This window comes from Pseudoxanthomonas sp. z9 (assembly GCF_006542425.1).
Classification (GTDB): Bacteria; Pseudomonadota; Gammaproteobacteria; order Xanthomonadales; family Xanthomonadaceae; genus Pseudoxanthomonas_A.
On record NZ_VFID01000014.1, the window covers coordinates 90238 to 110119 of the forward strand.

The 19882-nt window shown below is 68.4% G+C and carries 20 protein-coding genes; 5 read left to right on the forward strand and 15 right to left on the reverse strand.

What is annotated here, in order from left to right; genetic code table 11:
- Nucleotides 1-118 precede the first annotated feature (118 nt).
- Genes FG323_RS16475 through FG323_RS16485 form a run of 3 tightly spaced genes read right to left on the reverse strand, consistent with a single transcriptional unit; the run spans nucleotide 119 to nucleotide 2217 of the window.
- On the reverse strand, nucleotides 119-1027 hold the full coding sequence (locus FG323_RS16475; RefSeq protein WP_141455808.1) for a histone deacetylase family protein: 909 nt from the start codon (nucleotides 1025-1027) through the stop codon (nucleotides 119-121).
- 4 nt (nucleotides 1028-1031) lie between these two features.
- Nucleotides 1032-1592: a cob(I)yrinic acid a,c-diamide adenosyltransferase gene (locus FG323_RS16480; protein ID WP_141455809.1), complete on the reverse strand. Its 561-nt coding sequence runs from the start codon at nucleotides 1590-1592 to the stop codon at nucleotides 1032-1034.
- A gap of 16 nt (nucleotides 1593-1608) precedes the next feature.
- Entirely contained in the window at nucleotides 1609-2217 is a 609-nt protein-coding gene (locus FG323_RS16485; protein ID WP_141455810.1) for a hypothetical protein, read from the reverse strand.
- Between the two features lie 111 nt (nucleotides 2218-2328).
- Here FG323_RS16485 and ubiH point away from each other — a divergent pair, with 111 nt between their 5' ends.
- Together ubiH and FG323_RS16495 are read left to right on the forward strand one after the other, a co-directional pair.
- A complete protein-coding gene (gene ubiH / locus FG323_RS16490) occupies nucleotides 2329-3537 on the forward strand; it encodes a 2-octaprenyl-6-methoxyphenyl hydroxylase (protein ID WP_141455811.1) in 1209 nt (402 codons plus the stop codon).
- Entirely contained in the window at nucleotides 3534-4712 is a 1179-nt protein-coding gene (locus tag FG323_RS16495; RefSeq protein WP_141455812.1) for a UbiH/UbiF family hydroxylase, read from the forward strand. The genes ubiH and FG323_RS16495 overlap by 4 nt, the downstream gene beginning before the upstream one ends.
- Nucleotides 4713-5029: 317 nt before the next feature.
- On the opposite strand, the gene FG323_RS16500 is transcribed toward FG323_RS16495, so the two are convergent.
- From FG323_RS16500 to FG323_RS16525, 6 genes are all read right to left on the reverse strand, one after another.
- On the reverse strand, nucleotides 5030-5752 hold the full coding sequence (locus tag FG323_RS16500; RefSeq protein ID WP_141455813.1) for a hypothetical protein: 723 nt from the start codon (nucleotides 5750-5752) through the stop codon (nucleotides 5030-5032).
- 107 nt (nucleotides 5753-5859) lie between these two features.
- Nucleotides 5860-6759 carry an SMP-30/gluconolactonase/LRE family protein gene (locus tag FG323_RS16505; protein ID WP_141455814.1) on the reverse strand — a complete coding sequence of 300 codons (900 nt, stop codon included), beginning with the start codon at nucleotides 6757-6759 and terminating at the stop codon, nucleotides 5860-5862.
- 11 nt (nucleotides 6760-6770) lie between these two features.
- Nucleotides 6771-7106 (reverse strand): hypothetical protein, encoded by a 336-nt coding sequence (locus tag FG323_RS16510; protein ID WP_141455815.1) that lies wholly within the window; start codon nucleotides 7104-7106, stop codon nucleotides 6771-6773.
- Between the two features lie 73 nt (nucleotides 7107-7179).
- Entirely contained in the window at nucleotides 7180-8226 is a 1047-nt protein-coding gene (rlmM, locus tag FG323_RS16515; protein WP_141455816.1) for a 23S rRNA (cytidine(2498)-2'-O)-methyltransferase RlmM, read from the reverse strand.
- A gap of 27 nt (nucleotides 8227-8253) precedes the next feature.
- Nucleotides 8254-8814 (reverse strand): deaminase, encoded by a 561-nt coding sequence (locus FG323_RS16520; protein ID WP_141456022.1) that lies wholly within the window; start codon nucleotides 8812-8814, stop codon nucleotides 8254-8256.
- 2 nt (nucleotides 8815-8816) lie between these two features.
- A complete protein-coding gene (locus tag FG323_RS16525; protein ID WP_141455817.1) occupies nucleotides 8817-10571 on the reverse strand; it encodes a glutamine--tRNA ligase/YqeY domain fusion protein in 1755 nt (584 codons plus the stop codon).
- A gap of 106 nt (nucleotides 10572-10677) precedes the next feature.
- Here FG323_RS16525 and FG323_RS16530 point away from each other — a divergent pair, with 106 nt between their 5' ends.
- Both FG323_RS16530 and FG323_RS16535 read left to right on the forward strand, forming a co-directional pair.
- Complete coding sequence (locus tag FG323_RS16530) at nucleotides 10678-11346, forward strand: glutathione S-transferase family protein (RefSeq protein WP_141455818.1); 669 nt, start codon at nucleotides 10678-10680, stop codon at nucleotides 11344-11346.
- 44 nt (nucleotides 11347-11390) lie between these two features.
- Complete coding sequence (locus FG323_RS16535; RefSeq protein ID WP_141455819.1) at nucleotides 11391-11660, forward strand: DUF2007 domain-containing protein; 270 nt, start codon at nucleotides 11391-11393, stop codon at nucleotides 11658-11660.
- 177 nt (nucleotides 11661-11837) lie between these two features.
- On the opposite strand, the gene FG323_RS16540 is transcribed toward FG323_RS16535, so the two are convergent.
- Nucleotides 11838-13469, reverse strand: coding sequence for a peptide-N4-asparagine amidase (locus FG323_RS16540; protein ID WP_141455820.1), 1632 nt, complete (start codon nucleotides 13467-13469; stop codon nucleotides 11838-11840).
- A gap of 167 nt (nucleotides 13470-13636) precedes the next feature.
- Between FG323_RS16540 and msrA the strand changes: the two genes are divergently transcribed.
- Entirely contained in the window at nucleotides 13637-14287 is a 651-nt protein-coding gene (gene msrA / locus FG323_RS16545) for a peptide-methionine (S)-S-oxide reductase MsrA (RefSeq protein ID WP_141455821.1), read from the forward strand.
- Nucleotides 14288-14733: 446 nt separating this feature from the next.
- On the opposite strand, the gene FG323_RS16550 is transcribed toward msrA, so the two are convergent.
- The 5 genes from FG323_RS16550 to ahpC all read right to left on the reverse strand — a co-directional run bounded on the left by FG323_RS16550 (nucleotide 14734) and on the right by ahpC (nucleotide 19792).
- A complete protein-coding gene (locus FG323_RS16550; protein ID WP_141455822.1) occupies nucleotides 14734-15714 on the reverse strand; it encodes a transaldolase in 981 nt (326 codons plus the stop codon).
- A 64-nt stretch (nucleotides 15715-15778) separates the two neighbouring features.
- Entirely contained in the window at nucleotides 15779-16210 is a 432-nt protein-coding gene (gene rnk, locus FG323_RS16555) for a nucleoside diphosphate kinase regulator (protein WP_141455823.1), read from the reverse strand.
- A gap of 122 nt (nucleotides 16211-16332) precedes the next feature.
- A complete protein-coding gene (oxyR, locus tag FG323_RS16560; protein ID WP_141455824.1) occupies nucleotides 16333-17295 on the reverse strand; it encodes a DNA-binding transcriptional regulator OxyR in 963 nt (320 codons plus the stop codon).
- 137 nt (nucleotides 17296-17432) lie between these two features.
- Nucleotides 17433-19019, reverse strand: a complete 1587-nt coding sequence (gene ahpF, locus FG323_RS16565; RefSeq protein ID WP_141455825.1) for an alkyl hydroperoxide reductase subunit F — start codon at nucleotides 19017-19019, stop codon at nucleotides 17433-17435.
- Between the two features lie 209 nt (nucleotides 19020-19228).
- Nucleotides 19229-19792, reverse strand: a complete 564-nt coding sequence (ahpC, locus tag FG323_RS16570) for an alkyl hydroperoxide reductase subunit C (protein ID WP_141455826.1) — start codon at nucleotides 19790-19792, stop codon at nucleotides 19229-19231.
- Nucleotides 19793-19882 lie beyond the last annotated feature (90 nt).

Sequence of the window (19882 nt, forward strand, 5' to 3'; positions counted from 1 at the left end):
ACGGTTCGGTTCAGAAACGGCGGTTAGCTTGCCGGATCCCCGGCATCGCGGCAATGAAAACCCCCGGCCGGTTTCGGGTCTGGTTCATGCAGCCCGAAGGCGTCGCCAGCGGGTGCCCTCAGCGCAGTTCGTCGACATGGGCGGCCGCGCACTCCTTCAGTGCCTCCAGGTCGTAGCCGCCTTCCAGCATCGAGACCACCCGCCCGTCGGCGTGGCGGCAGGCGATCCGGCGCAGCTCCCGGGTCAGCCAGCCGAAATCCTCGGTTTCCAGCATCAGGTCGGCCAGCGGGTCGCGCATGTGGGCGTCGAAACCGGCCGAGATCAACAGCAACTGGGGGCGGAATTCCTCCAGCGCCGGCAGCAGCTGGTCGGCCCAGGTGTTCTGGAAGCGGAAGCCGCCGCTGCCCGGCGGGAGCAGGGCGTTGAACACGTTGCCCGTGCCGCGCTCGTAGGGCGCGCCGCTGTAGGGAAACAGGCCCGATTCGTGGGTGCTGAAGTAGGCCACCCGGGGGTCGTTGTAGAAGATCGCCTGGGTGCCGTTGCCGTGATGCACGTCGAAATCGACGATGGCGACCCGCTCCAGGCCGTGTTTATCGAGCGCGTGGGCGGCGGCCACCGCAATGTTGTTGAACAGGCAGAAACCCATCGCCGTACCGGAAGTGGCGTGATGACCGGGGGGGCGCACGGCGCAGAAGGCGGTGCCGGTTTCCCCGTGCATGACCGCGTCGACCGCGGCGATGCCGGCTCCCGCGGCACGCAGCGCGGCCGCGCGCGAGGCCGGGACCATCACCGTGTCCGGGTCAAGCATGCGATGGCCTTCGAAGTCGGTATCGAGCACGTCCTTCAGCAGCGCCTCGTCGTGCACGCGGCGCAGGTCACCCAGTTTGGCCAGCGGTGCTTCGCGCCATTCGAGGTCGCCATGCCCGCGGCGCAGCACTTCCAGCACCACCTCCAACCGTGCCGGCCGTTCCGGATGCTCGGGACCGGGATCGTGCGACAGGCAGGCGGGATGGGTGTAGATGATCACGGCGTCAGGTGGGACGCCGCCGCTCGTGGTTCCAGAGCACTTCGCCGTGGCCGTCCGCGCGGGCCAGCACTCGCGCCAGCACGAACAGCAGATCCGATAGCCGGTTGAGGTAGCGGATGGCTTCCGGCCGCACCGCATCGTGGCGGGCCAGGGTGACGGTCTCGCGTTCGGCCCGGCGCACGATGGTGCGGGCCAGATGGCAGCGCGCGGCGGCTTCGCCGCCGGCCGGCAGGATGAAATCCTTCAGCGGCGGCAGCGCTTCGTTGTAGTGATCCAGGCGCGCTTCCAGCGCATCCACGTCCTCGCCGGTGATGGCGGCGTGGCCGGGAATGCACAGTTCGCCGCCCAGGTCGAACATCTGGTGCTGCACGACCGTCAGCAGCGCGGCGACGTCCTCCGGGACGTTCGGCGCGGCGAGGATCACGCCGATCGCCGAGTTGGCCTCGTCGACCGTGCCGTAGGCGTTGACCCGCGCCGAATCCTTGCCGACCCGGCTGCCGTCGCCGAGGCCGGTGGTGCCGTCGTCGCCCGTGCGTGTGTAAATCTTGGAAAGGCGGTTGCCCATCGCGGCGTCCCTTCGCTCAGCGCGACGCCTTCTGGTGGCCCAGGCGTGCGAGTTGTTCGATGCCGACGTGGGCAATCACGGCCAGGCCGACGTAGATGGCGGCCACGCGCAGGTAGGGGACGAACCAGTCGCTGTAGTTCTTCCACCAGCCGGCGACGGTGGGGTTGGGCACGACATCGCTGGACAACCAGTAGAAGCTGCCCTGGCTCAGCAGGTGGCAGACCACCACCGAGGCGAACAGGCTGGCCACGGTCACCGCCAGCACGCGGCCATGCTGGCCGGCGTGGGTGGCATGGAAACGACGGACCAGCAGGCCGCCCGTCCACAGGGCGAAATAGGCAGGTACCAGGAACCAGTACGCCGCCGAGGTGCAGTAGTGAGCCCAGAAGTTCATGCCCTGGCCGCTGATCACCAGGTAATCCACCGCGACGGCCAGCACCATCAGCAACGGGAACGCCCAGCGGGTCCAGCCGCGCAGGTAGAAACCGCCGAGGAAGAACACCGCCCACGATGCATCCGGCACCGGGCCGAAGTGGGTCAGCGTGGCCGGCAGGTGCAGGCGGGTGGCCGTCATCAGCAGGACCAGCAGGACGAGGATGGCGGCGCGTTGGGAGTTCGTGTTCATGCAGACGGATTCCGGAGGCTCAGCGCACCATTCTAGCGGACCGCGGCGCACGCCGCGCCCGGCCGGCGCGCGGGCACCGGTCCGCGCCGGCCGAGCCGGTATCATGTGGGCATGACGCAACGGCATGACGTGGTAATCGTGGGAGGCGGCCTGGTCGGCGCCAGCCTGGCCATCGCCCTGGACCGCCTGGGCATCGACGTGGGCCTGGTGGAGGCGACGTCGGCGGCGGCGATGCCGGCAGTGTTCGACCAGCGCAATCTCAGTTTCGCCGCCGCCACGGTCAATGCGCTCACCGCGCTGGGCGTGATGCAGAAGCTGCGGGCCTCGCCCGGGCCGATCCGCCGCATCCACATCAGCCGCCAGGGTGACTTCGGGCGGGTGCGCCTGGACGCCGCGGATTATGGCCGCGAGAGCTTCGGCCAGGTGGTGGTGGCACGCGATTTTGGCGAAGCGCTGGAAGCGCGGCTGCGGGAATTGAACCATGTCGCCCGCTACCGTCCTGCGCGTTTCGTCGCGCTGGAGGAGGGTGGCGAAGGGACCCGCCGGTTGCGGCTGGCGGGCGATGCCGGCGAGCAGATGCTGGAAGCGCGCCTGCTGGTGGCCGCCGATGGCACCCGCAGCCAGTTGCGCGAGGCGCTGGGTATCGGCGCGCAGGAACACGATTACGGGCAGACCCTGTTCGTCGCCCGCGTGCGCGCCGAGCAGGCACCGGATGGCACCGCCTACGAGCGCTTCACCGCGACCGGCCCGACCGCGCTGCTGCCGCGCGGGGATCGGCACTTCGGTGCCATCCACGGCGTGCCCTCGGAGCAGGCGGCGAGCGTCGGGGCGCTGGACGAAGCGGCCTGGCTGGCTCGCCTGCAGCAGGCGTTCGGCTGGCGGATCGGACGCTTCCTGGCCAGCGGCGAGCGCAGCATGTATCCGATTGCCCGGGTCGTGGCCGAACGCCTCACCGCGCCGCGCGCGGTGCTGATGGGCAATGCCGCGCAAACCATCCATCCGATCGGCGCGCAGGGATTCAACCTGGGCCTGCGCGATGCGCTGACCCTGGCCGAACTGATCGGGCAGGGCGGCGATCCCGGCGCTGACAGTCTGCTGCGGACCTATACCGGACGGCGCGCCGAGGATCGCCAGCGTACCCTGGCGTTCTCCGACGGGCTGGCCCGGCTGACCGCCAATCCGGCCCCGCTGCTGCGGCCGCTGCGAAGCCTGGGCCTGGCGGCGGTGGACGTGTCGCCCACGCTGCAGGCGTATCTGGTCGGCGGCGCGATGGGCTTCCGCGGCGACGTGCCGGCGCTGTGCCGCGAGGTGGCGGCATGAGCCGGCGCGGGCAGATGGACGCGGTCATCGTCGGCGGCGGCGTGGTCGGCGCGGCCTGTGCGCTGGCGCTGGCCGAAGCCGGCCTGGAAGTGGCGCTGATCGAAGGGCGCGAACCGCCGCGCTGGTCGCCGGACGTACCGGACCTGCGTGTCTATGCCTTCGCACCGGACAACGCCGCGCTGCTGGAGACGCTGGGCGTGTGGCGCGCGATCCGCGAGGCGCGCGTGCAGCCCTATCGCCGCATGTGCGTCTGGGATGCGGCGGGCGGCGGCGACATGGTGTTCGATGCCGACACGCTTGGCCATGCGCAACTGGGCTGGATCCTGGAGAACGCCTTGCTGGTCGACCGCCTGTGGGCGGCGTTGCCGGCGGCCGGCGTACGCCTGCATTGCCCGGCGCGGGTTCAGGAGGTCGAGCAGGACGACGCGGGCGTGCGCCTGAAGCTGGAGGACGGCACCCGGCTGGATGCGCGCTTGGCGATCGCCGCCGACGGCGCCGATTCCAGCCTGCGCAGGGCGGCCGGCGTGGCCGTGTCGCAGCACGACTATGCCCAGCGCGGCGTGGTCGCCTACATCCAGACCGAGCGGCCACATGAAGACACGGCCTGGCAGCGCTTCCTGACCACCGGTCCGCTGGCGTTGCTGCCGTTCACCGAAGGCCGCAGTTCGATCGTGTGGACGCTGCCGGACGCCGAGGCAGCGCGCGTGCTGGCATTGGATGACCAAGCCTTCGCCCGGGAACTCACCCGTGCATCGGCGGCCCGCCTCGGCGAGGCGCGGCCGGTCTCCGCGCGGGCGGCGTTCCCGCTGCGCCGGCAACTGGCACAGCACTACGTGTCGGGACGGATCCTGCTGATGGGCGATGCCGCGCACGTCGTGCATCCGCTGGCGGGGCAGGGCGTCAATCTTGGCCTGCGCGATGTGGCCGGACTGCATGCGCTGGTCCGCGATGCCCAGTCGCGCCGGGTCGACTGGAGCGCCCCGCACCGGCTGGCGCGCTGGGCGCGCCAGCGCCGCAGCGAAAGCACGACCGCCGCCTATGCCTTCGACGGCATCAACCGGCTGTTCTCCAATGACGAACTGCACCTGACCCTGCTGCGCGGACCCCTGCTGGGCCTGGCCGGCCGCCTTCCACCGCTGGCCAATCTGTTCTGGCGCCGCGCCTCCGGCTTGTAATCGCAGAGCGGAGCTCGCTCCGCTGCTCTTCTTGGCGGTGCCTCAACGCAAGTGCGGCGTGTCGTTTCCGCGCGATGACAGGATTGCCCCCATCCCAACCTTCCCCCGCAGGCGGGGGAAGGGGTGACACCCGCGAGGAAACGCGCGAACGCGCAGACGGCCCCCTCCCCCGCGCGCGGGGGAAGGGCGACACCCGCGAAGAAACGAGCGCAACACGCAAACGGCTCCCTCCCCCGCGTGCGGGGGAGGGCTGGGGTGGGGGCGCTCCAACGCAAGCGGCGCTACAAGTGGACTTGCTCGGCGCCCGGCGCGGCTAATCACCCCGGCAGGAACGGGAAAACCAGCTTGAGCAATGCCTTCAACCCACCCTCGGCGGTACTGGCGATGGCGTCCGCGCCCAGGCTGTTGAGGGCGTTGCGGGCGTCCTGCCAACGCAGTTTGCCGACATCCTTCTTCAGCAGTTCGGCGACTTCCTCCGATGTGGGGGCCAGCTTCTTCAGTTCACCGCGGATATGCGCGGGGTCAGTCTGCAGGAAGCCCCAGCGCTCGGCGATCGCCAGCAGGGTGTCGAAGCGCACAGCGACCACTTCGCGGTTGCGTTCGTAAACCGGCAACGCGCCGACATCCAGGATGGCCTGCTCGAACTGCTGCTGGTCGTCCGGATGCTCGACCCGGACCGCCAGGAAGCCATCCTTGCGGCTGCGCTCGCTGACATGCTTGGCCCCGGCGCGCAGGTTGGCCTCGGTCAGTACGGTGGCGACGATGCGTTGCAGCGCGGCCTCGCGCTCCTCGGGCACCAGTGCCCGCCAGCGCGCATAGCCGTCGCGCCGCAGCGCCTTCACCTTGGCTGGGGTGACCCGCAGCTTGCCGGCGACCGTGAAGTTGGACTCGGCGCGATCGATGGCGCCGTCGCGTTCCAGCAGCACGAAGATCAGCAGTTCCAGATCCCGCTTGGTCAGCGACTGGAACCCCTGCAGCAGGGTCAGGCGCAGGAATTCGTTGCCGAACGCGGCGGGATCCTTCAGTTCGATGGGCAGCATGGGAGGGGCTCCGGGTCAGGGAAGCATCTTGCCATGTGGGCATGTCACGGCCTGAGACCCCGTGCGGCGGAGCTCACAAAACCCGGACGGGCCGTGCGCCGGATGGGTCAGCGGCCGTGCTCGCGCCCCGGCCGGCCGCTGCGGAACACTTCCACCGCGCCGCGATCCTGCAGGGTCACGTAGACCGTGCGACCGTCCTCGCCGCCGAAGGCGACGTTGGTGGGCTTCTCGCCCTTCAGCTTTACTTCCCGCAGCAGGCGGCCTTCCGGCGAGACCACGGCCACCGTGCCCGCACCATAGCGCGCGATGTAGAGATTGCCGTCGATGTCGGTGCGCATGCCGTCCAGGCCATGATCCGGGAAGTTCATCAGCAGGCGTTTGTTGGAGGCGTTGCCGTCGCCATCCAGGTCGTACACCCACAGGTTCCGCTGCACGCTCTCGTTGACGTAAAGGTGCTTGCCGTCCGGGCTCACCTCCACGCCATTGGTGGTGCCCATGCCGGTTTCCAGCAGGTGGGTGCTGCCGTCGTGATCGATGCGCCACAACTGGCCGCCGCCGTTCTTCCAGTCGGGGTCGCTTGCATACAGGCGCCCATCCGGCGCCAGCGCGACATCGTTGGGCTGGTGCATGCGCGGCTCGTGCGCGAATACTTCGATGCGGCCTTCGGCATCAATACGCAGGATGTTGTGGCCGCTGTAGTCGGCCAGGTACATCACACCGTCCGGCGCGAAACGGATGCCGTTGCCGGTGCTCCCGGCCGGCAGCTCGACGAACAGTTCGGCCTTGCCGCTACCGTCGGCCTGCGCGCGCACGCGGCCAATGGTGCCGTCGCGTTCGAAGCTGACGAGGTAGAGATGACCATCGGGCCCCACCGCCGGGCCTTCGATGCCCTGCGAGAACACGCCGTCGCCGACATAGTCACGGGCGACGTATTCGGGTTCGGCGGCGCCACTGGCAGAAGCGGTCGAGGCGAGGATGGCGGCGAACAGGCAGTGGCGCAGGTTCATGGTTCGGTTCCTCAGCGGCCCAGGGCATACAGCGCGGTGGCGAAGGCCAGCACCGCCACCGTGGTGGCGATCGCGGCCAGGCGATTGGCGCGATGCATCTGGCGCTCCATGCGATCCGCGCCCACCTGCAACACTTCGATGGTCTTCTGCATGTCGGTGGCGAGCCGGGTGATCGAATCGGCATTGCGGGTCGCGGCGCCCTGCAGTTCGGTGATCTGCTCGTCGATGATCGCCAGCCGCTGCGCCTGGGTGGTGTCGATTGGCGGGGTACGGGTGAACAGCGGCTTCGCCAGGCGGATGATTTCCGGCAGCGAAGAAGCGGCGATGGTGATCCAGGTGGCGGCCATGGGACTCCTGCGCACCGCGAAGGGGTGCGGGTGGGACTGCGGGGATGTTAACCCGCGCGCAGCGGCGCGATGCTCAGGAATGCCGCGGGGTGGCGAGAACGGTGATCTCTTCGCGATCGTGATAGAGCTGGCGGGCGCGCACGGTCAGTGGTCGCGATGCTTGTTCGGCGAAAAGGTCCAGGCACAGCCGGGTTTCGTCCCAGCGCTTCTTCATCGGCAGCTTGAGGTTGAAGATGGCATGCCGGCACCAGCCTTCCCGGAACCACGTCGCCATGCGCTCGGCGACCCGGCGCGGTTGTTCGACCATGTCGCAGACCATCCAGTCCAGCGGTTGCGCGGGCTTCCAATGGAAGCCATCGGCGCGCAGGTGTTCGACCAGGCCGGTGTCCAGCACGTGCTGGCGCAACGGCCCGTTGTCGACGCTGGTGACGCGCAGATGCTGGCGGGTCAGGACCCAGGTCCAGCCCCCCGGCGCGGCGCCCAGATCGGCGGCGGTCATGCCGGGTTTCAGCAGGCGCGCGCGTTCCTCCGCATCGAGCAGGACCAGCAGCGCTTCCTCCAGCTTCAATGCCGAGCGCGACGGCGCATCGGGCAGAAGTTTCAGGCGCGGTATGCCGAGCGGCCAGGGCGAGGCATCGCGCGGCTGGCTGCGGGCCAGGAAGGCGTGATCGCCCTGCACGAACACCACATGCAGTCGCGGCAGCCGTGCATCGTCCTGGGCGGTGAGCACACCGGCCTTGCGCAGTGCCGGCCGCAGCGCATTGCCGAAACTGCGCGCCAGTCCGGCCAGCGGCTTGGCGCTGTCCGAATCGGGATGTTCGACCCACAGGTCGCCGAAGCGCTGGCCTTCCAGCGCGGCCAGCATCGGGCTGATGCGATCGCGCGGATCCAGGTCGCGCAGTTCGGCGAGCACGCGCAGTTTCTGCCGCGCGAACACCAGATCCCGCGACGGCAGGGCGCGGTCCAGCGCGTCGGCCTCGTCGCTGGCGAACAGCACGTAGCCGTCGTTGCGTTGCGCGCGCGCGTAACCGGCGATGCCGGCCATCGCCGCGCGTTCGGTCAGCTCGGCGGCGAGCTCCGGCTCGAAGCCCTGGCGGCAGAAACCGAGCAGGCCGCTCATCGCCGCGCTCCGCGAGCGACGCCGGTGTCAGTACTTGTCGCCACCGGATTCGCCGTACTGCTTCAACACCGCGCGCGCGTCGTCGCGACGCAGGTCGCGCACCACTTCGATCCCGCGCTTGTTCAATTCGCCGACCCAGTCGGCCGGCAGCGGGCCTTCGTCGAACTCGGTCAGTTCCATCACGTCCTCGGCGCGCGCGCCGATCAGCAGGCGATCGATGCCGGCCCAGACGGTGGCGCCGTAGCACTGGCAGCAGGGCTGCGACGAGGTGGCCAGGGTGATCGGGCCGGCCCGTTCGTTCAGGCGCGGCGTCTGCAGGCGCTGCTGCGCCAGCATGTAGGCCATGTTCTCGGCATGCGCCAGCGAACAGGTATGCGGCATCACCCGGTTCACGCCAATCGCGATCACCCGGTGATCCGGACCGAACACCACCGCGCCGAACGGACCGCCGCTGTTGGCCTCCACGTTCCGGCGCGACAGCGCGATGGCCAGGCCGACCTTGTCCTCGTCGCCCGGGTACGCCACGGCGCCGTCAACGGCGTCGTGCACCCAGGCCGGCAGCGTCAGGTGGACCTGGGCATACAGCATGCTCATGCCTTGGCCCAGGTGTCGCGCAGGGTCACGCTGCGGTTGAACACCGGCTTGCCGGAAGCATGGTCGTAGCGATCGGCGACGAAGTAGCCGATCCGTTCGAACTGGAACGCCTGCTCCGGCTTCGCGGCGGCGGCGGCCGGCTCCACGTAGCCCTGCACGGTCCGGCGCGAATCCGGATTCAGGTAGTCGCGATAGGTCTTGCCTTCGGACTCGTCATCCGGATCGGCCACGGTGAACAGGCGATCGTACAGGCGGATTTCCGCCGGCACGGCGTGGCGCGCGCTGACCCAGTGGATGGTGCCCTTGATCTTGCGGTCCGCACCGGCCATGCCGGGGCGCGATTCCGGATCCAGTTCGCCGCGGATCTCGACAATCTGGCCATCGGCGTCCTTGATCACTTCGTCGCAGCGGAAGATGCCGGCGCCGCGCAGGCGCACCTCGCCACCGGGAATCAGGCGCTTGAAGCCCTTCGGCGGTACTTCGGCGAAGTCCTCGCGCTCGATCCACAACTGGTTGGAGAACGGCACCTCGCGCGAGCCGAAGCCCTCGTCCTTGGGATGGTTCGGGAATACCAGCGATTCGCCGTGGCTGTCCGGCAGGTTGGTGATGACCAGCTTCAGCGGATCGATCACCGCCATCCGGCGCGGCGCCGCCGCATCCAGGTCGTCGCGCAGCGCGCCTTCCAGCACGCTGTAGTCGATCAGCGAGTTCTGCTTGCTGATGCCCACGCGGTCCACCATCAGGCGCAGCGCGGATGGCGTGTAGCCGCGGCGGCGGATGCCCTGCAGGGTCGGCATGCGCGGATCGTCCCAGCCGTCGACCAGCCGGTCGGTGACCAGCGCGTGCAGCTTGCGCTTGCTCATCACCAGGTAGTTGAAGTTCAGCCGCGAGAATTCGATCTGGCGCGGCTTGCCGGCTTCACGCGGCAGGCCCTTGTCCAGCAGCGGCGCCAGCAGTTCCGGATGGTTGGCCAGATCGACCTTGTCCACGCACCAGTCGTACAGCGGTCGATGGTCCTCGAACTCCAGCGTGCACAGCGAGTGGGTGATGCCTTCCACCGCGTCGCCGAGCGAGTGCGCGTAGTCGTACATCGGATAAATCGGCCAGGCATTGCCGGTGTTCTGGTGCTCGACGTGCTTGATGCGGTACAGCGCGGGATCGCGCAGGTTGATGTTGCCGCTGGCCATGTCGATCTTGGCGCGCAGGGTGCGCGCGCCGTCGGCGAACTCGCCCGCGCGCATGCGCCGGAACAGGTCCAGGTTCTCTTCCACGGAGCGGTCGCGCCACGGCGAATTGCGGCCGGGCTCGGTCAGGCTGCCGCGGTATTCGCGGACCTGTTCGGCGGTCAGATCGCAGACGAAGGCGTCACCCTGGCGGATCAGCTTCTCGGCGGCGAGGTAGTACACCTCGAAGTAGTCCGAGGCGTGGCGCAGGTCGTGCCAGTCGAAGCCCAGCCAGCGCACGTCGTCCTGGATCGCAGCCACGTACTCGGGGTCTTCCTTGGCCGGGTTGGTGTCGTCCAGGCGCAGGTTGCAGACGCCGCCGAACTCGGCGGCGATGCCGAAGTCCAGGCAGATCGCCTTGGCGTGGCCGATGTGCAGGTAGCCGTTCGGTTCCGGCGGGAACCGGGTCTTGATGGCGTGGTGGCGGCCGCTGGCCAGATCCTCGCGCACGATCTGGCGGATGAAGTCCCGCTTCTCGGGGGCGGCGTTCTCCGGCGTGGCGGTGGCGGGGGCGGGGGGCTCGGACATGCGGGGCAGGGCGGTTCGGGGCAAACGGAGAGTTTAGCCGGTCCGCTCGCCGCCCGCGTCGCGCCGGGCCTATCCTGTAGGCCCTTTTCCGCGCCGGAACCCGTGCATGAGCCGCCCCATCCTGATCATCGGCAACAAGAACTACTCGTCCTGGTCCTTGCGGCCGTGGCTGCTGCTGCGCCAGTTCGGGGTCGAGTTCGACGAGATCCGGCTGCCGCTGGACACGCCGGAGTTCTTTGCCGAGGTCCAGCGCTACTCCCCCACCGGCAAGGTGCCGGCGCTGTGGGACGGGGATCTGCACCTGTGGGATTCGCTGGCCATCTGCGAGTACGTCAACGAACGCTGGCTGGACGGCGCCGGCTGGCCGCGCGAGCGGACCGCGCGGGCGCTGGCGCGGGTGGCCGCCGCCGAGATGCATTCGGGGTTCGCCGGCCTGCGCACCCAGTTGCCGATGAACAGCCGCCGCCAGCCTGACGCCTACCGCTGGGACGAGGCGGCCCAGCGCGACATCGACAGGGTGCTGGCGCTGTGGTCGGAGCTGCGCGCCCGTTTCGGCCAGGGTGGCGACTTCCTGTGCGGCGGCTTCGGCATCATCGACGCGATGTTCGCGCCGGTGGCGATCCGCTTCGACGGCTACGGCGTGCCGGTGGATGGCGTGGCGAAGGACTACATGCAGGCGCTGTTCGCGCTGCCGGCGATGCGCGAGTGGCGCGAGGCGGGGGCGCTGGAGACCGAATCCGTGCCCGGCACCGAGGCGTTCCGCAAGGCGCCGTAAAGCCCGGACGGTGTAGCCTGCGGGCGATTGCTGGAGATGCGCCGATGCGAGTGGTCTACCTGGCCGACAACCTCTTCGATGCCCACATGGTCAAGCACGCGCTGGAGGACGCCGGCTTGCCGGCGTTCGTGTTTGGCGAATCGCTGATGGGCGGCATGGGCGAACTGCCGCTGTTCGGCGTGTTGCGGGTCTGCGTGCCGGACCCGGCCTGGCCGGAGGCGCAGGACGTGGTGGCGCGGCTGCCGCTGGCGAAGCCGCCGGAAGGGGATGAATCCGCGGCGGATTCGCCGGAAGGAAGTCCGTTGCCGGCCTGACGGGCCGCGAGGCCGTGGCGGGGGCGTGCCACGTGGTCGCTCCTGCTTTCTTTGACCTGTGCTGCTACTGCGAGGTCAACGCCCGACAAAAAAACCGAGGATCAGCCTCCTTGACCAGCCGAATGGCTGGTCAAGGGGGAGGCAAAGGCAGGCATCCGGAGGCATGCTGCTGGAGCGTCAGCGCACGCAGGTGGTGTCGTCTTCGGTGAAGTAACCGTTGACCGTCGCGATATGGCGCGCCTGGCAGGCGCCGGCGCTGTCGGTCATGCGGAACTCCTGGCGGGAATGGCCGGTCGCGCGGCGCTGCTCGCGCGGCACCTTCTGGGTGTAGGCCGCTTCGCCCTGGAAGCGGTTTTCAATCTTCATCCAGCTGGCGGCCGCATCACCTTGCCGGCGTTGGCTGGTTTCGTTGGCCTGGATGATCAGATCGGTGGTCAGGCGCGGGTTGCCGGCTTCGGGAGCGGTGCGGATGCCGCCATCCAGGCTGAAAGCCAATGCGTTTTCTTCCACGACGGCGGGCTTGCCCGCGATGCGGGTCGAAATCCGCTGCGAGTCGGTCCATTCCGCTTTCAGGCGGTCGTCGTTTTCGTCCTTGTCCCAATCGTGCCGGCTCTGCATGCCGACCCGATAGGCCACCTCGATGTCGCGCCGGCCCTCGGAGGTCTCGATCCAGCCCGCCAGCTTCAGTTCGCCGGCGCCGGAAGCGCGCAGCACCGTGCGGCCGTTCTCTTCGCTGAAGGCATCGTTCCGCGCGGGCTTGCCCAGCACGTGCGAGGTCAATTCGCCGCGCGTCCGTGCGCCCTTCGGGTCCCGCCAGATCTGCAGGTGGGGCAGCAGCGTCCAGCCGGTCGCATCGTGGGCCAGTCCGACCACGCGCACCCGCAGTTCGTGCGGCTTGCCGTCGTTGAGCAGGCCGATGAAGGGCGTGAGTTCGAAGCGCTGCGGATGCAGGTCGAAGGTATGCGGCGCCGGGATCGCGTACCACAGGAATGGATTGGACCAGCCGCCGGTGTAGATGTGCGGGTACGGCGCCGCCAGGCCCGCGACCTTGCCGTCGATCAGCACCTGCAGTTCGCGATAGGGACCATGCTCGCTCGCGCAGGAATACTCCTTGCGCGCCACGCTCAGGTACCAGAACTCCTCGCAACCGCCGCCGGAACCATTGGCGTACACCTCGGCCACCAGCCGGCGGGTGTCGGCGGGCAGGGTGAAGCCGCCGACCAGATCCGCGCCGGCGCGGTGGGCCTCATCCAGCGGGACGATCCGTTCGGCGGTGGCGGCCGGCGCGTGCGCCGCGTCGGCGGGGTAGAAGGTCAGCGTGGCGCGGATGTCGAACACGCCGGTGTAGGTTTCGTTGACCAGGTTGCCCAGTTCCATCACCACCGGCTGCTCGCGGGTGAACAAAGGCGCATAGGCGCTCACGTCCTTCTCGACCTGCCAGCGGATGCCTTCGCGGGACGGTTCGGGCGTGCTGGTGCGCAGGAGGGTCACGCCGCCGACGCTGATCTGGCCCATGCGGTCGTACTGGCGGCCCTTCACACTGCCCTCCATGTCCAGCACCACCTTGTGCCACGGGCCGGGACAGTCGGCCGGCGGGGTGAATGCCTGACGGTAGGGTTCGAAGTCGGCGAAGCCGTGGCGGACGATTTCCACCGTGCAATGGCGGATGTCCGGGCGGACCACCTTCGGCTCGGCGGTGCGCGGGTCGTCCCAGTCGGCGCCAAATTCGGCGGGCGGACGGGTGTCGGCGGCGAACGCCGGGGTAGCCGCCGTGGCGGCGCACAGGAGCAGGGCGTAGCGGGAAATCATCGGTTTGTATCGATCCAATTCGTGGCGCGGAAAAATGCCGGGTAGGGCGCGGGCAGTGGGAGATGGCGCAGCCTACACCGGCGCTCCCCGGCGCGACAGTCCGTTGCGCTTGAAAGCGGACCGGGCGCGCCCAGATCCGGAGACATCCATCATCTGCGGGGTGTCCCATGCTCGGAATCGGTGCCCACAAACAGCGCATGCCGCGCGCGGAGGAAATCCTGCCCGGCCGCGCCCACCCGCTGCCGCTCAACAACACCCACTTCGTTCACGGTCGGCCGCTGCGCGCGGAGGCCACCGGCCTGCTGCAGGCGGAATTCGGCATGGGCTGTTTCTGGGGTGCGGAGCGCAAGTTCTGGAGCCTGCCGGGGGTGTACAGCACGTCGGTCGGCTACGCCGGCGGCGGAACGCCCAACCCGACCTATGAGGAAGTGTGTTCCGGGCTGACCGGGCACAACGAGGTCGTGCGGGTGATCTACGACCCCAAGCGGATTGGATTCGAGGAACTGCTGCGGGTGTTCTGGGAAAACCACGACCCGACCCAGGGCATGCGCCAGGGCAATGATCTCGGCACCCAGTACCGCTCGGCGATCCTGTGCCATTCGCAGGCGCAGTACGACGCCGCGCTCGCCAGCCGTGACGCCTACCAGCAGCGCCTGCGCGCAGCCGGCCATGGCGACATCACCACCGAGATCCTGTATCCGCCGCCGGAGTTCTACTACGCCGAGGACTACCACCAGCAGTACCTGGCGAAGAATCCGAACGGCTATTGCGGTCTCGGCGGCACCGGCGTGAGCTGCGCGATCGGCCTGGATGCCTAGTACGCGTCACCTGTAGGAGCGACGTCAGTCGCGACCGCGCCACGAGGTCGTCCGTCAACCCGCACCAGGCGACAAGGATCGTCCGCGAACGTACCCGTGTTTCCGTGGCGTTGATAGGTCGCGACTCACGTCGCCCTGCACGCGAGGCGTTCGCGATCGTTGCGGGCCTCGAATTCGTCGGTCGTCCTTTTTTGTCATGTGGGAGCGACGTGAGTCGCGATGGGCCGCGCGACTTTCTTCCTGAGAGAGACGCGGCTCGTCTCCCCCCAGTCGTCCGGGTTCAGTGCTGCTGCGGCATTCGCGACTCACGTCGCTCCCACAAGGGGAGGTGCGCGGGTTGCAGCCGCGTCACCGCGCAGATGCGATTCGTTTTCGCGGATGGCCGGGAACCACTGGTCGGCCGGCGAGGCCGACCAGCAAGTTCCGGGGGCAGCGCATGCGCAGGCTCAGGCGGCGGCTTCGGCCAGGCGCTGGGCGATGGTGTCGCGCAGGGCGACCAGATCCTTGGCGAAGATCTCGATGCCGGTGGCGAGTTTCTCCTTGGCCATCGGATCGGCTTCGATCGCCGCGGCGAAACTTGCCGCGTTGATGGCCGCGGCGGTCACCGGCCCGGCCGCGACGGGTTCGAGCTTGCGCGGCAGCGCGCCGTGATCCTGATCCAGCTTCTCCAGCAGATCCGGCGAGATGGTCAGGCGATCGCAGCCGGCCAGCGCTTCGATCTGGGCGGTGGAGCGGAACGACGCGCCCATGACCACGGTCGGGGAGCCGCGGCGCTTGAACTCCGCGTACACGCCGCGCACGAACACCACGCCGGGATCGGCATCGATGTTCGCGGGCGTCTGCCCGTTGGCGACATACCAGTCGAGGATGCGGCCGACGAAGGGCGAGATCAGGAACGCGCCGGCTTCGGCACAGGCAATCGCCTGGGCCTGGTTGAAAATCAGGGTCAGGTTGCAGTCGATGCCTTCGGCCTGCAGTTGGCGCGCGGCCTCGACGCCTTCCCAGGTGGATGCCACCTTGATCAGGATGCGGTCGCGGCCGATGCCGCGCTCGGCGTACATGGCGACGAACTTGCGCGCCTTGGTCACGGTGGCGGCGGTGTCGTAGGCCAGATCCGCGTCCACCTCGGTGGAGACGCGACCGGGAATCAGCGCGCTCAGCATCGCGCCGACGCCGACCGTCAGGCGGTCGGCCACTTCGTTGACGATCGCCGCGCGATCGCCGTCCTGGCCACGCGCCCAGCCGAGTTCGCGCTCGATGAGATCGGCGTAGACCGGCAGGTCGAGCGCCTTCTTCACCAGCGTCGGGTTGGTCGTGCAATCCACGGGCTTCAGGCGCTTGATCGCCTCGTAGTCGCCGGTATCGGCGACCACGACCGAAAGTTCACGCAACTGGGCCAGCTTGGACGGGGAAGCGGGGGAATTCATCGCAACACTCATGACGGCGAGAGGGGAGGCACAGTATGCCTCGCGCCGCCCGCCAGTTCAGCGGTCAACGATGGAATTCGCCGTTTGCCTCGGGCTGGTAGCGGATGCCGGTGACCTGCAGGCGCAGGTGGCGGCCACCGGGGGCCTGCCAGTCGATGGTCTGGCCCAGCGACAGGCCGAGCAGGGCGCTGCCCACCGGGGCCAGCACCGAGACGTAGCCCTTGTCGACGTTGGCTTCGTTCGGATAGACCAGGGTCAGGTTGTGGTGCTCGCCGGTCAGCTCATCGATGCAGTCGATGGTGGAGTGCATGGTCACGACGCCTTCCGGAATCTGTTCCGGCGGCAGCACTTCGGCGCGGTTGAGTTCGTTCATCAGGGCCACCGCGGCCGGCAGGCGGCGCAGGGCGGGGGAATCGAGCAGGGCTTCCAGCCGGTTGAAGTCGCGGCTGGAAATGATCAGCGAAGGCGGCAGGCCGCTGGTATGCGCGGTACTCATCGTGTCCTCTTTTCGGATGTTGAACAAGGAAAATGGGCGCCGCGTTTCCGCGCCGCCCATTCGTGGTTGGTTTGTGTGGCTTACCGTAGCCGTTTGCCGGCCGCGGTTCAAGCCACCGTCGTTCAGCCCGCGCGAAGGGCGCGCGGAGTGCCGCCGCGCGTTGCGGCGGGGTTCACGTCCTGTGCCGGATCGAACAGTGATTCGGGCAGTTCCCGGAACACCCGGGCCAGTTCCTGCAGGAACGCGGCCATGGCCGAACTGCGGCGCCACACCATCGCGATCCGCCGGCTGGGATGCGAGTCCGTGAAGCCCAGCAAGTGGATGCTGTCCGAACGCGCCACCGGCGGTTTCACCGCCAGGGTCGGCAGCAGGGTGATGCCCACGTTGGCGGCTACCATCTGGCGCAGGGTTTCCAGGCTGGTGGCGCGGAATTCGGATTTTTCGTTGGCGCCTGAAATCCGGCACACGTCCAGCGCCTGTTCGCGCAGGCAGTGGCCATCCTCCAGCAGCAGCAACTGCTGGTCGGACAGCTCGCGAAGCGACAGTGAATCGCGCGCCGCCAGCGGATGCGCTTCCGGCACGGCCAGCAGGAACGGTTCCTCGAACAGGAATTCGGTATGCAGCTGATCGTCCTGCAGCGGCAGCGCCAGGATGCCCGCGTCCAGCTTGCCCTCGCGCAGGCGGGACAGCAGGACGTCGCTCTTTTCCTCGATCAACAGCAGTTCCAGCTGAGGGAAGCGCGTGCGGATGCGCGGTACCACGTGCGGCAGAAGATAGGGGCCGAGGGTGGGGAAGATCCCCAGCCGCACCGTGCCAGCTTCCGGATCCTGGCTGCGGCGGGCGGCTTCCTTCATCTGCTCGACCTCGGCCACGATGCGGCGCGCGCGATCCGCGGCGTCGCGTCCTGCTGGCGTCAGCATGACCTTGCGCGGGGCGCGTTCGACCAGCGGCACGCCCAGTTCGTCCTCCAGCTTCTTGATCTGGGTGGACAGGGTGGGCTGGCTGACGAAACAGGCCGCCGCGGCATGGCCGAAGTGCTTGTGATCGGCCAGCGCCACCAGGTATTTCAGATCACGAAGATTCATCCGGGTGAGTCCGTTGGGAAGCCGGTGGCGGGGCCCGTCCGATCCGGCGCTCGGCGCGGCGGGCTCGACCACCCCAGAGAGTACGCCGATTCCGGGGACGCGACGCGTCCCCGGCGCAGCCCGACCGGCGGCCCGGCTCAGGCGACCGCGGTTTCTTCCGGCGCCTCGACCGGGGCCGAAGTCCGGATCAGGTGATCGAACGCGCTCAGCGCGGCCTTCGAGCCCTCGCCCATGGCGATGACGATCTGCTTGTACGGGACGGTGGTCGCGTCACCGGCGGCGAACACGCCCGGCACCGAGGTGCGGCCATGCGCGTCGACCTCGATCTCGCCGCGTGGAGACAGCGCGACGGCGCCCTTCAGCCATTCGGTGTTGGGCAGCAGGCCGATCTGGACGAACACGCCTTCCAGTTCGATGCGGTGGCTGTCGCCACCGGCGCGGTCCTTGTACACCAGGCCGGTGACCTTGCTGCCGTCGCCCTGCACCTCGGTGGTTTGCGCGCTGGTGATGATGCGCACGTTCGGCAGGCTGCGCAGCTTGCGCTGCAGGACCTCGTCGGCGCGCAGCTTGTCGTCGAACTCGATCAGGGTCACGTGGTTGACGATGCCGGCGAGATCGATCGCCGCCTCGACGCCCGAGTTGCCGCCACCGATCACCGCCACCCGCTTGCCCTTGAACAGCGGACCGTCGCAATGCGGGCAGTACGCCACGCCCTTGTTGCGGTACTGGTCCTCGCCCGGGACATTCATCTGCCGCCAGCGGGCACCGGTGGAGAGAATCACCGTCTTCGCCTTCAGCGATGCACCACTGGCCAGTTGGATCTCGATCAGGTCATTGCCGGGCACCAGCTTCTCGGCGCGCTGCAGGTTCATCACGTCGACGCTGTAGTCCTTGACGTGCTGTTCCAGCGCGGCCGCCAGCTTGGGGCCTTCGGTGTAGGGCACCGAAATGAAGTTCTCGATCGCCATGGTGTCCAGCACCTGGCCGCCGAAGCGCTCGGCCGCCACGCCGGTGCGGATGCCCTTGCGCGCGGCGTAGATGGCCGCCGCCGCGCCGGCCGGGCCGCCACCGATTACCAGCACCTCATACGGCGCCTTGGCCTTGATCTTCTCGGCCTCGCGCGAGGCGGCGCCGGTATCGAGCTTGGCGACGATCTCTTCCACGCCCATGCGGCCCGCGCCGAACACCTGCCCGTTGAGGAAGATGGTCGGGACCGACATGACTTCGCGCGCCTCGACCTCCTGCTGGAACAGCGCGCCGTCGATGGCGACGTGGCGGACGTTGGGATTCAGCACGCTCATCAGGTTCAGCGCCTGCACCACGTCCGGGCAGTTCTGGCAGGACAGCGAGAAATAGGTTTCGAACACGTATTCGCCGTCCAGGCCGCGGATCTGTTCGATCACGTCCTGCCCGAGCTTGGACGGATGCCCGCCGACCTGCAGCAGCGCCAGCACCAGCGAGGTGAATTCGTGGCCCAGCGGCAGGCCGGCGAAACGCAGGTGGATGTCCTGACCCGGCGTGCCCAGCGCGAACGACGGCTTGCGCTCGTTGTCGTCGCGGGATTCGGTCACGCTGATCCGATCCGAGAGCGAAACCAGGTCGGCCAGCAGCGCCTGAAGTTCCTTCGACGATTCGCTGTCGTCCAGCGACGCGGTGATCACGATCGGCCGGGTGACTTTTTCCAGGTAGGCCTTGAGCTGGGTCTTGAGGTTCGCGTCCAACATGCGGGGACTCCTTGGTGAAGGCGGAAGGAAGAACACGGGTGCGGTCGGGGAGACCGCAAGGGCGTTTGCAGTAGCGGCCTGGGCCGGAGGGAGGGAGCCAGGGGAGAGAGGACTGGCGCGGCGCAGGCCGCTGGTGCAAACGTCCGTCTGCGGGGGAGAGCGCCCGGGCATGCAGCCCGGGCGCCGTTACAACGGGTACTGCGTGGAAATCAGATCTTGCCGACCAGGTCCAGCGACGGGGCGATGGTCTTGGCGCCTTCCTTCCACTTGGCCGGGCAGACCTGGCCGGGGTTGTTGGCGACGAATTGCGCGGCCTTCAGCTTGCGCAGGGTCTCGGTGACGTCGCGGGCGATCGCGTTGTCGTGGATTTCCAGGGTCTTGATCACGCCTTCCGGGTTGATGATGAAGGTGCCGCGCAGGGCCAGGCCTTCTTCCTCGATGTGCACGCCGAAGGCGCGGGTCAGCTGGTGGGTCGGGTCGCCGACCAGCGGGAACTGGGCCTTGCCCACCGCCGGGGAGGTTTCGTGCCACACCTTGTGCGAGAAATGGGTATCCGTGGTGACGATGTACACCTCGGCGCCAGCCTTCTGGAATTCGGCGTAGTTGTCGGCGGCGTCTTCCACTTCGGTCGGGCAATTGAAGGTGAAGGCGGCCGGCATGAAGATGAGCACGGACCACTTGCCCTTCAGGGTGGCGTCGGTGACTTCGACGAACTCGCCGGCGTGGAACGCGGTGGCCTTGAACGGCTGGACTTGGGTGTTGATCAGGGACATCAGGTTTCCTCTTGAGGTTGCGGAAGGACAGGGGATGAAGCGACGGGAGCTAGGTTAATAGGCGTAGCCTAATCAATCCAATGGATTGAT

Coding starts and splice junctions, on each gene's coding strand:
- FG323_RS16505 (WP_141455814.1), bottom strand. CDS start 6,759: ATGAACCTGCGCCACTGCCTGTTCGCCGCCATCCTCGCCTCGACCGCT.
- FG323_RS16550 (WP_141455822.1), bottom strand. CDS start 15,714: ATGAATTCCCCCGCTTCCCCGTCCAAGCTGGCCCAGTTGCGTGAACTT.
- FG323_RS16530 (WP_141455818.1), top strand. CDS start 10,678: ATGAGCCGCCCCATCCTGATCATCGGCAACAAGAACTACTCGTCCTGG.
- FG323_RS16485 (WP_141455810.1), bottom strand. CDS start 2,217: ATGAACACGAACTCCCAACGCGCCGCCATCCTCGTCCTGCTGGTCCTG.
- msrA (WP_141455821.1), top strand. CDS start 13,637: ATGCTCGGAATCGGTGCCCACAAACAGCGCATGCCGCGCGCGGAGGAA.
- FG323_RS16510 (WP_141455815.1), bottom strand. CDS start 7,106: ATGGCCGCCACCTGGATCACCATCGCCGCTTCTTCGCTGCCGGAAATC.
- FG323_RS16500 (WP_141455813.1), bottom strand. CDS start 5,752: ATGCTGCCCATCGAACTGAAGGATCCCGCCGCGTTCGGCAACGAATTC.
- rnk (WP_141455823.1), bottom strand. CDS start 16,210: ATGAGTACCGCGCATACCAGCGGCCTGCCGCCTTCGCTGATCATTTCC.
- FG323_RS16495 (WP_141455812.1), top strand. CDS start 3,534: ATGAGCCGGCGCGGGCAGATGGACGCGGTCATCGTCGGCGGCGGCGTG.
- ahpC (WP_141455826.1), bottom strand. CDS start 19,792: ATGTCCCTGATCAACACCCAAGTCCAGCCGTTCAAGGCCACCGCGTTC.
- FG323_RS16525 (WP_141455817.1), bottom strand. CDS start 10,571: ATGTCCGAGCCCCCCGCCCCCGCCACCGCCACGCCGGAGAACGCCGCC.
- ahpF (WP_141455825.1), bottom strand. CDS start 19,019: ATGTTGGACGCGAACCTCAAGACCCAGCTCAAGGCCTACCTGGAAAAA.
- FG323_RS16540 (WP_141455820.1), bottom strand. CDS start 13,469: ATGATTTCCCGCTACGCCCTGCTCCTGTGCGCCGCCACGGCGGCTACC.
- rlmM (WP_141455816.1), bottom strand. CDS start 8,226: ATGAGCGGCCTGCTCGGTTTCTGCCGCCAGGGCTTCGAGCCGGAGCTC.
- ubiH (WP_141455811.1), top strand. CDS start 2,329: ATGACGCAACGGCATGACGTGGTAATCGTGGGAGGCGGCCTGGTCGGC.
- FG323_RS16520 (WP_141456022.1), bottom strand. CDS start 8,814: ATGCTGTATGCCCAGGTCCACCTGACGCTGCCGGCCTGGGTGCACGAC.
- oxyR (WP_141455824.1), bottom strand. CDS start 17,295: ATGAATCTTCGTGATCTGAAATACCTGGTGGCGCTGGCCGATCACAAG.
- FG323_RS16535 (WP_141455819.1), top strand. CDS start 11,391: ATGCGAGTGGTCTACCTGGCCGACAACCTCTTCGATGCCCACATGGTC.
- FG323_RS16480 (WP_141455809.1), bottom strand. CDS start 1,592: ATGGGCAACCGCCTTTCCAAGATTTACACACGCACGGGCGACGACGGC.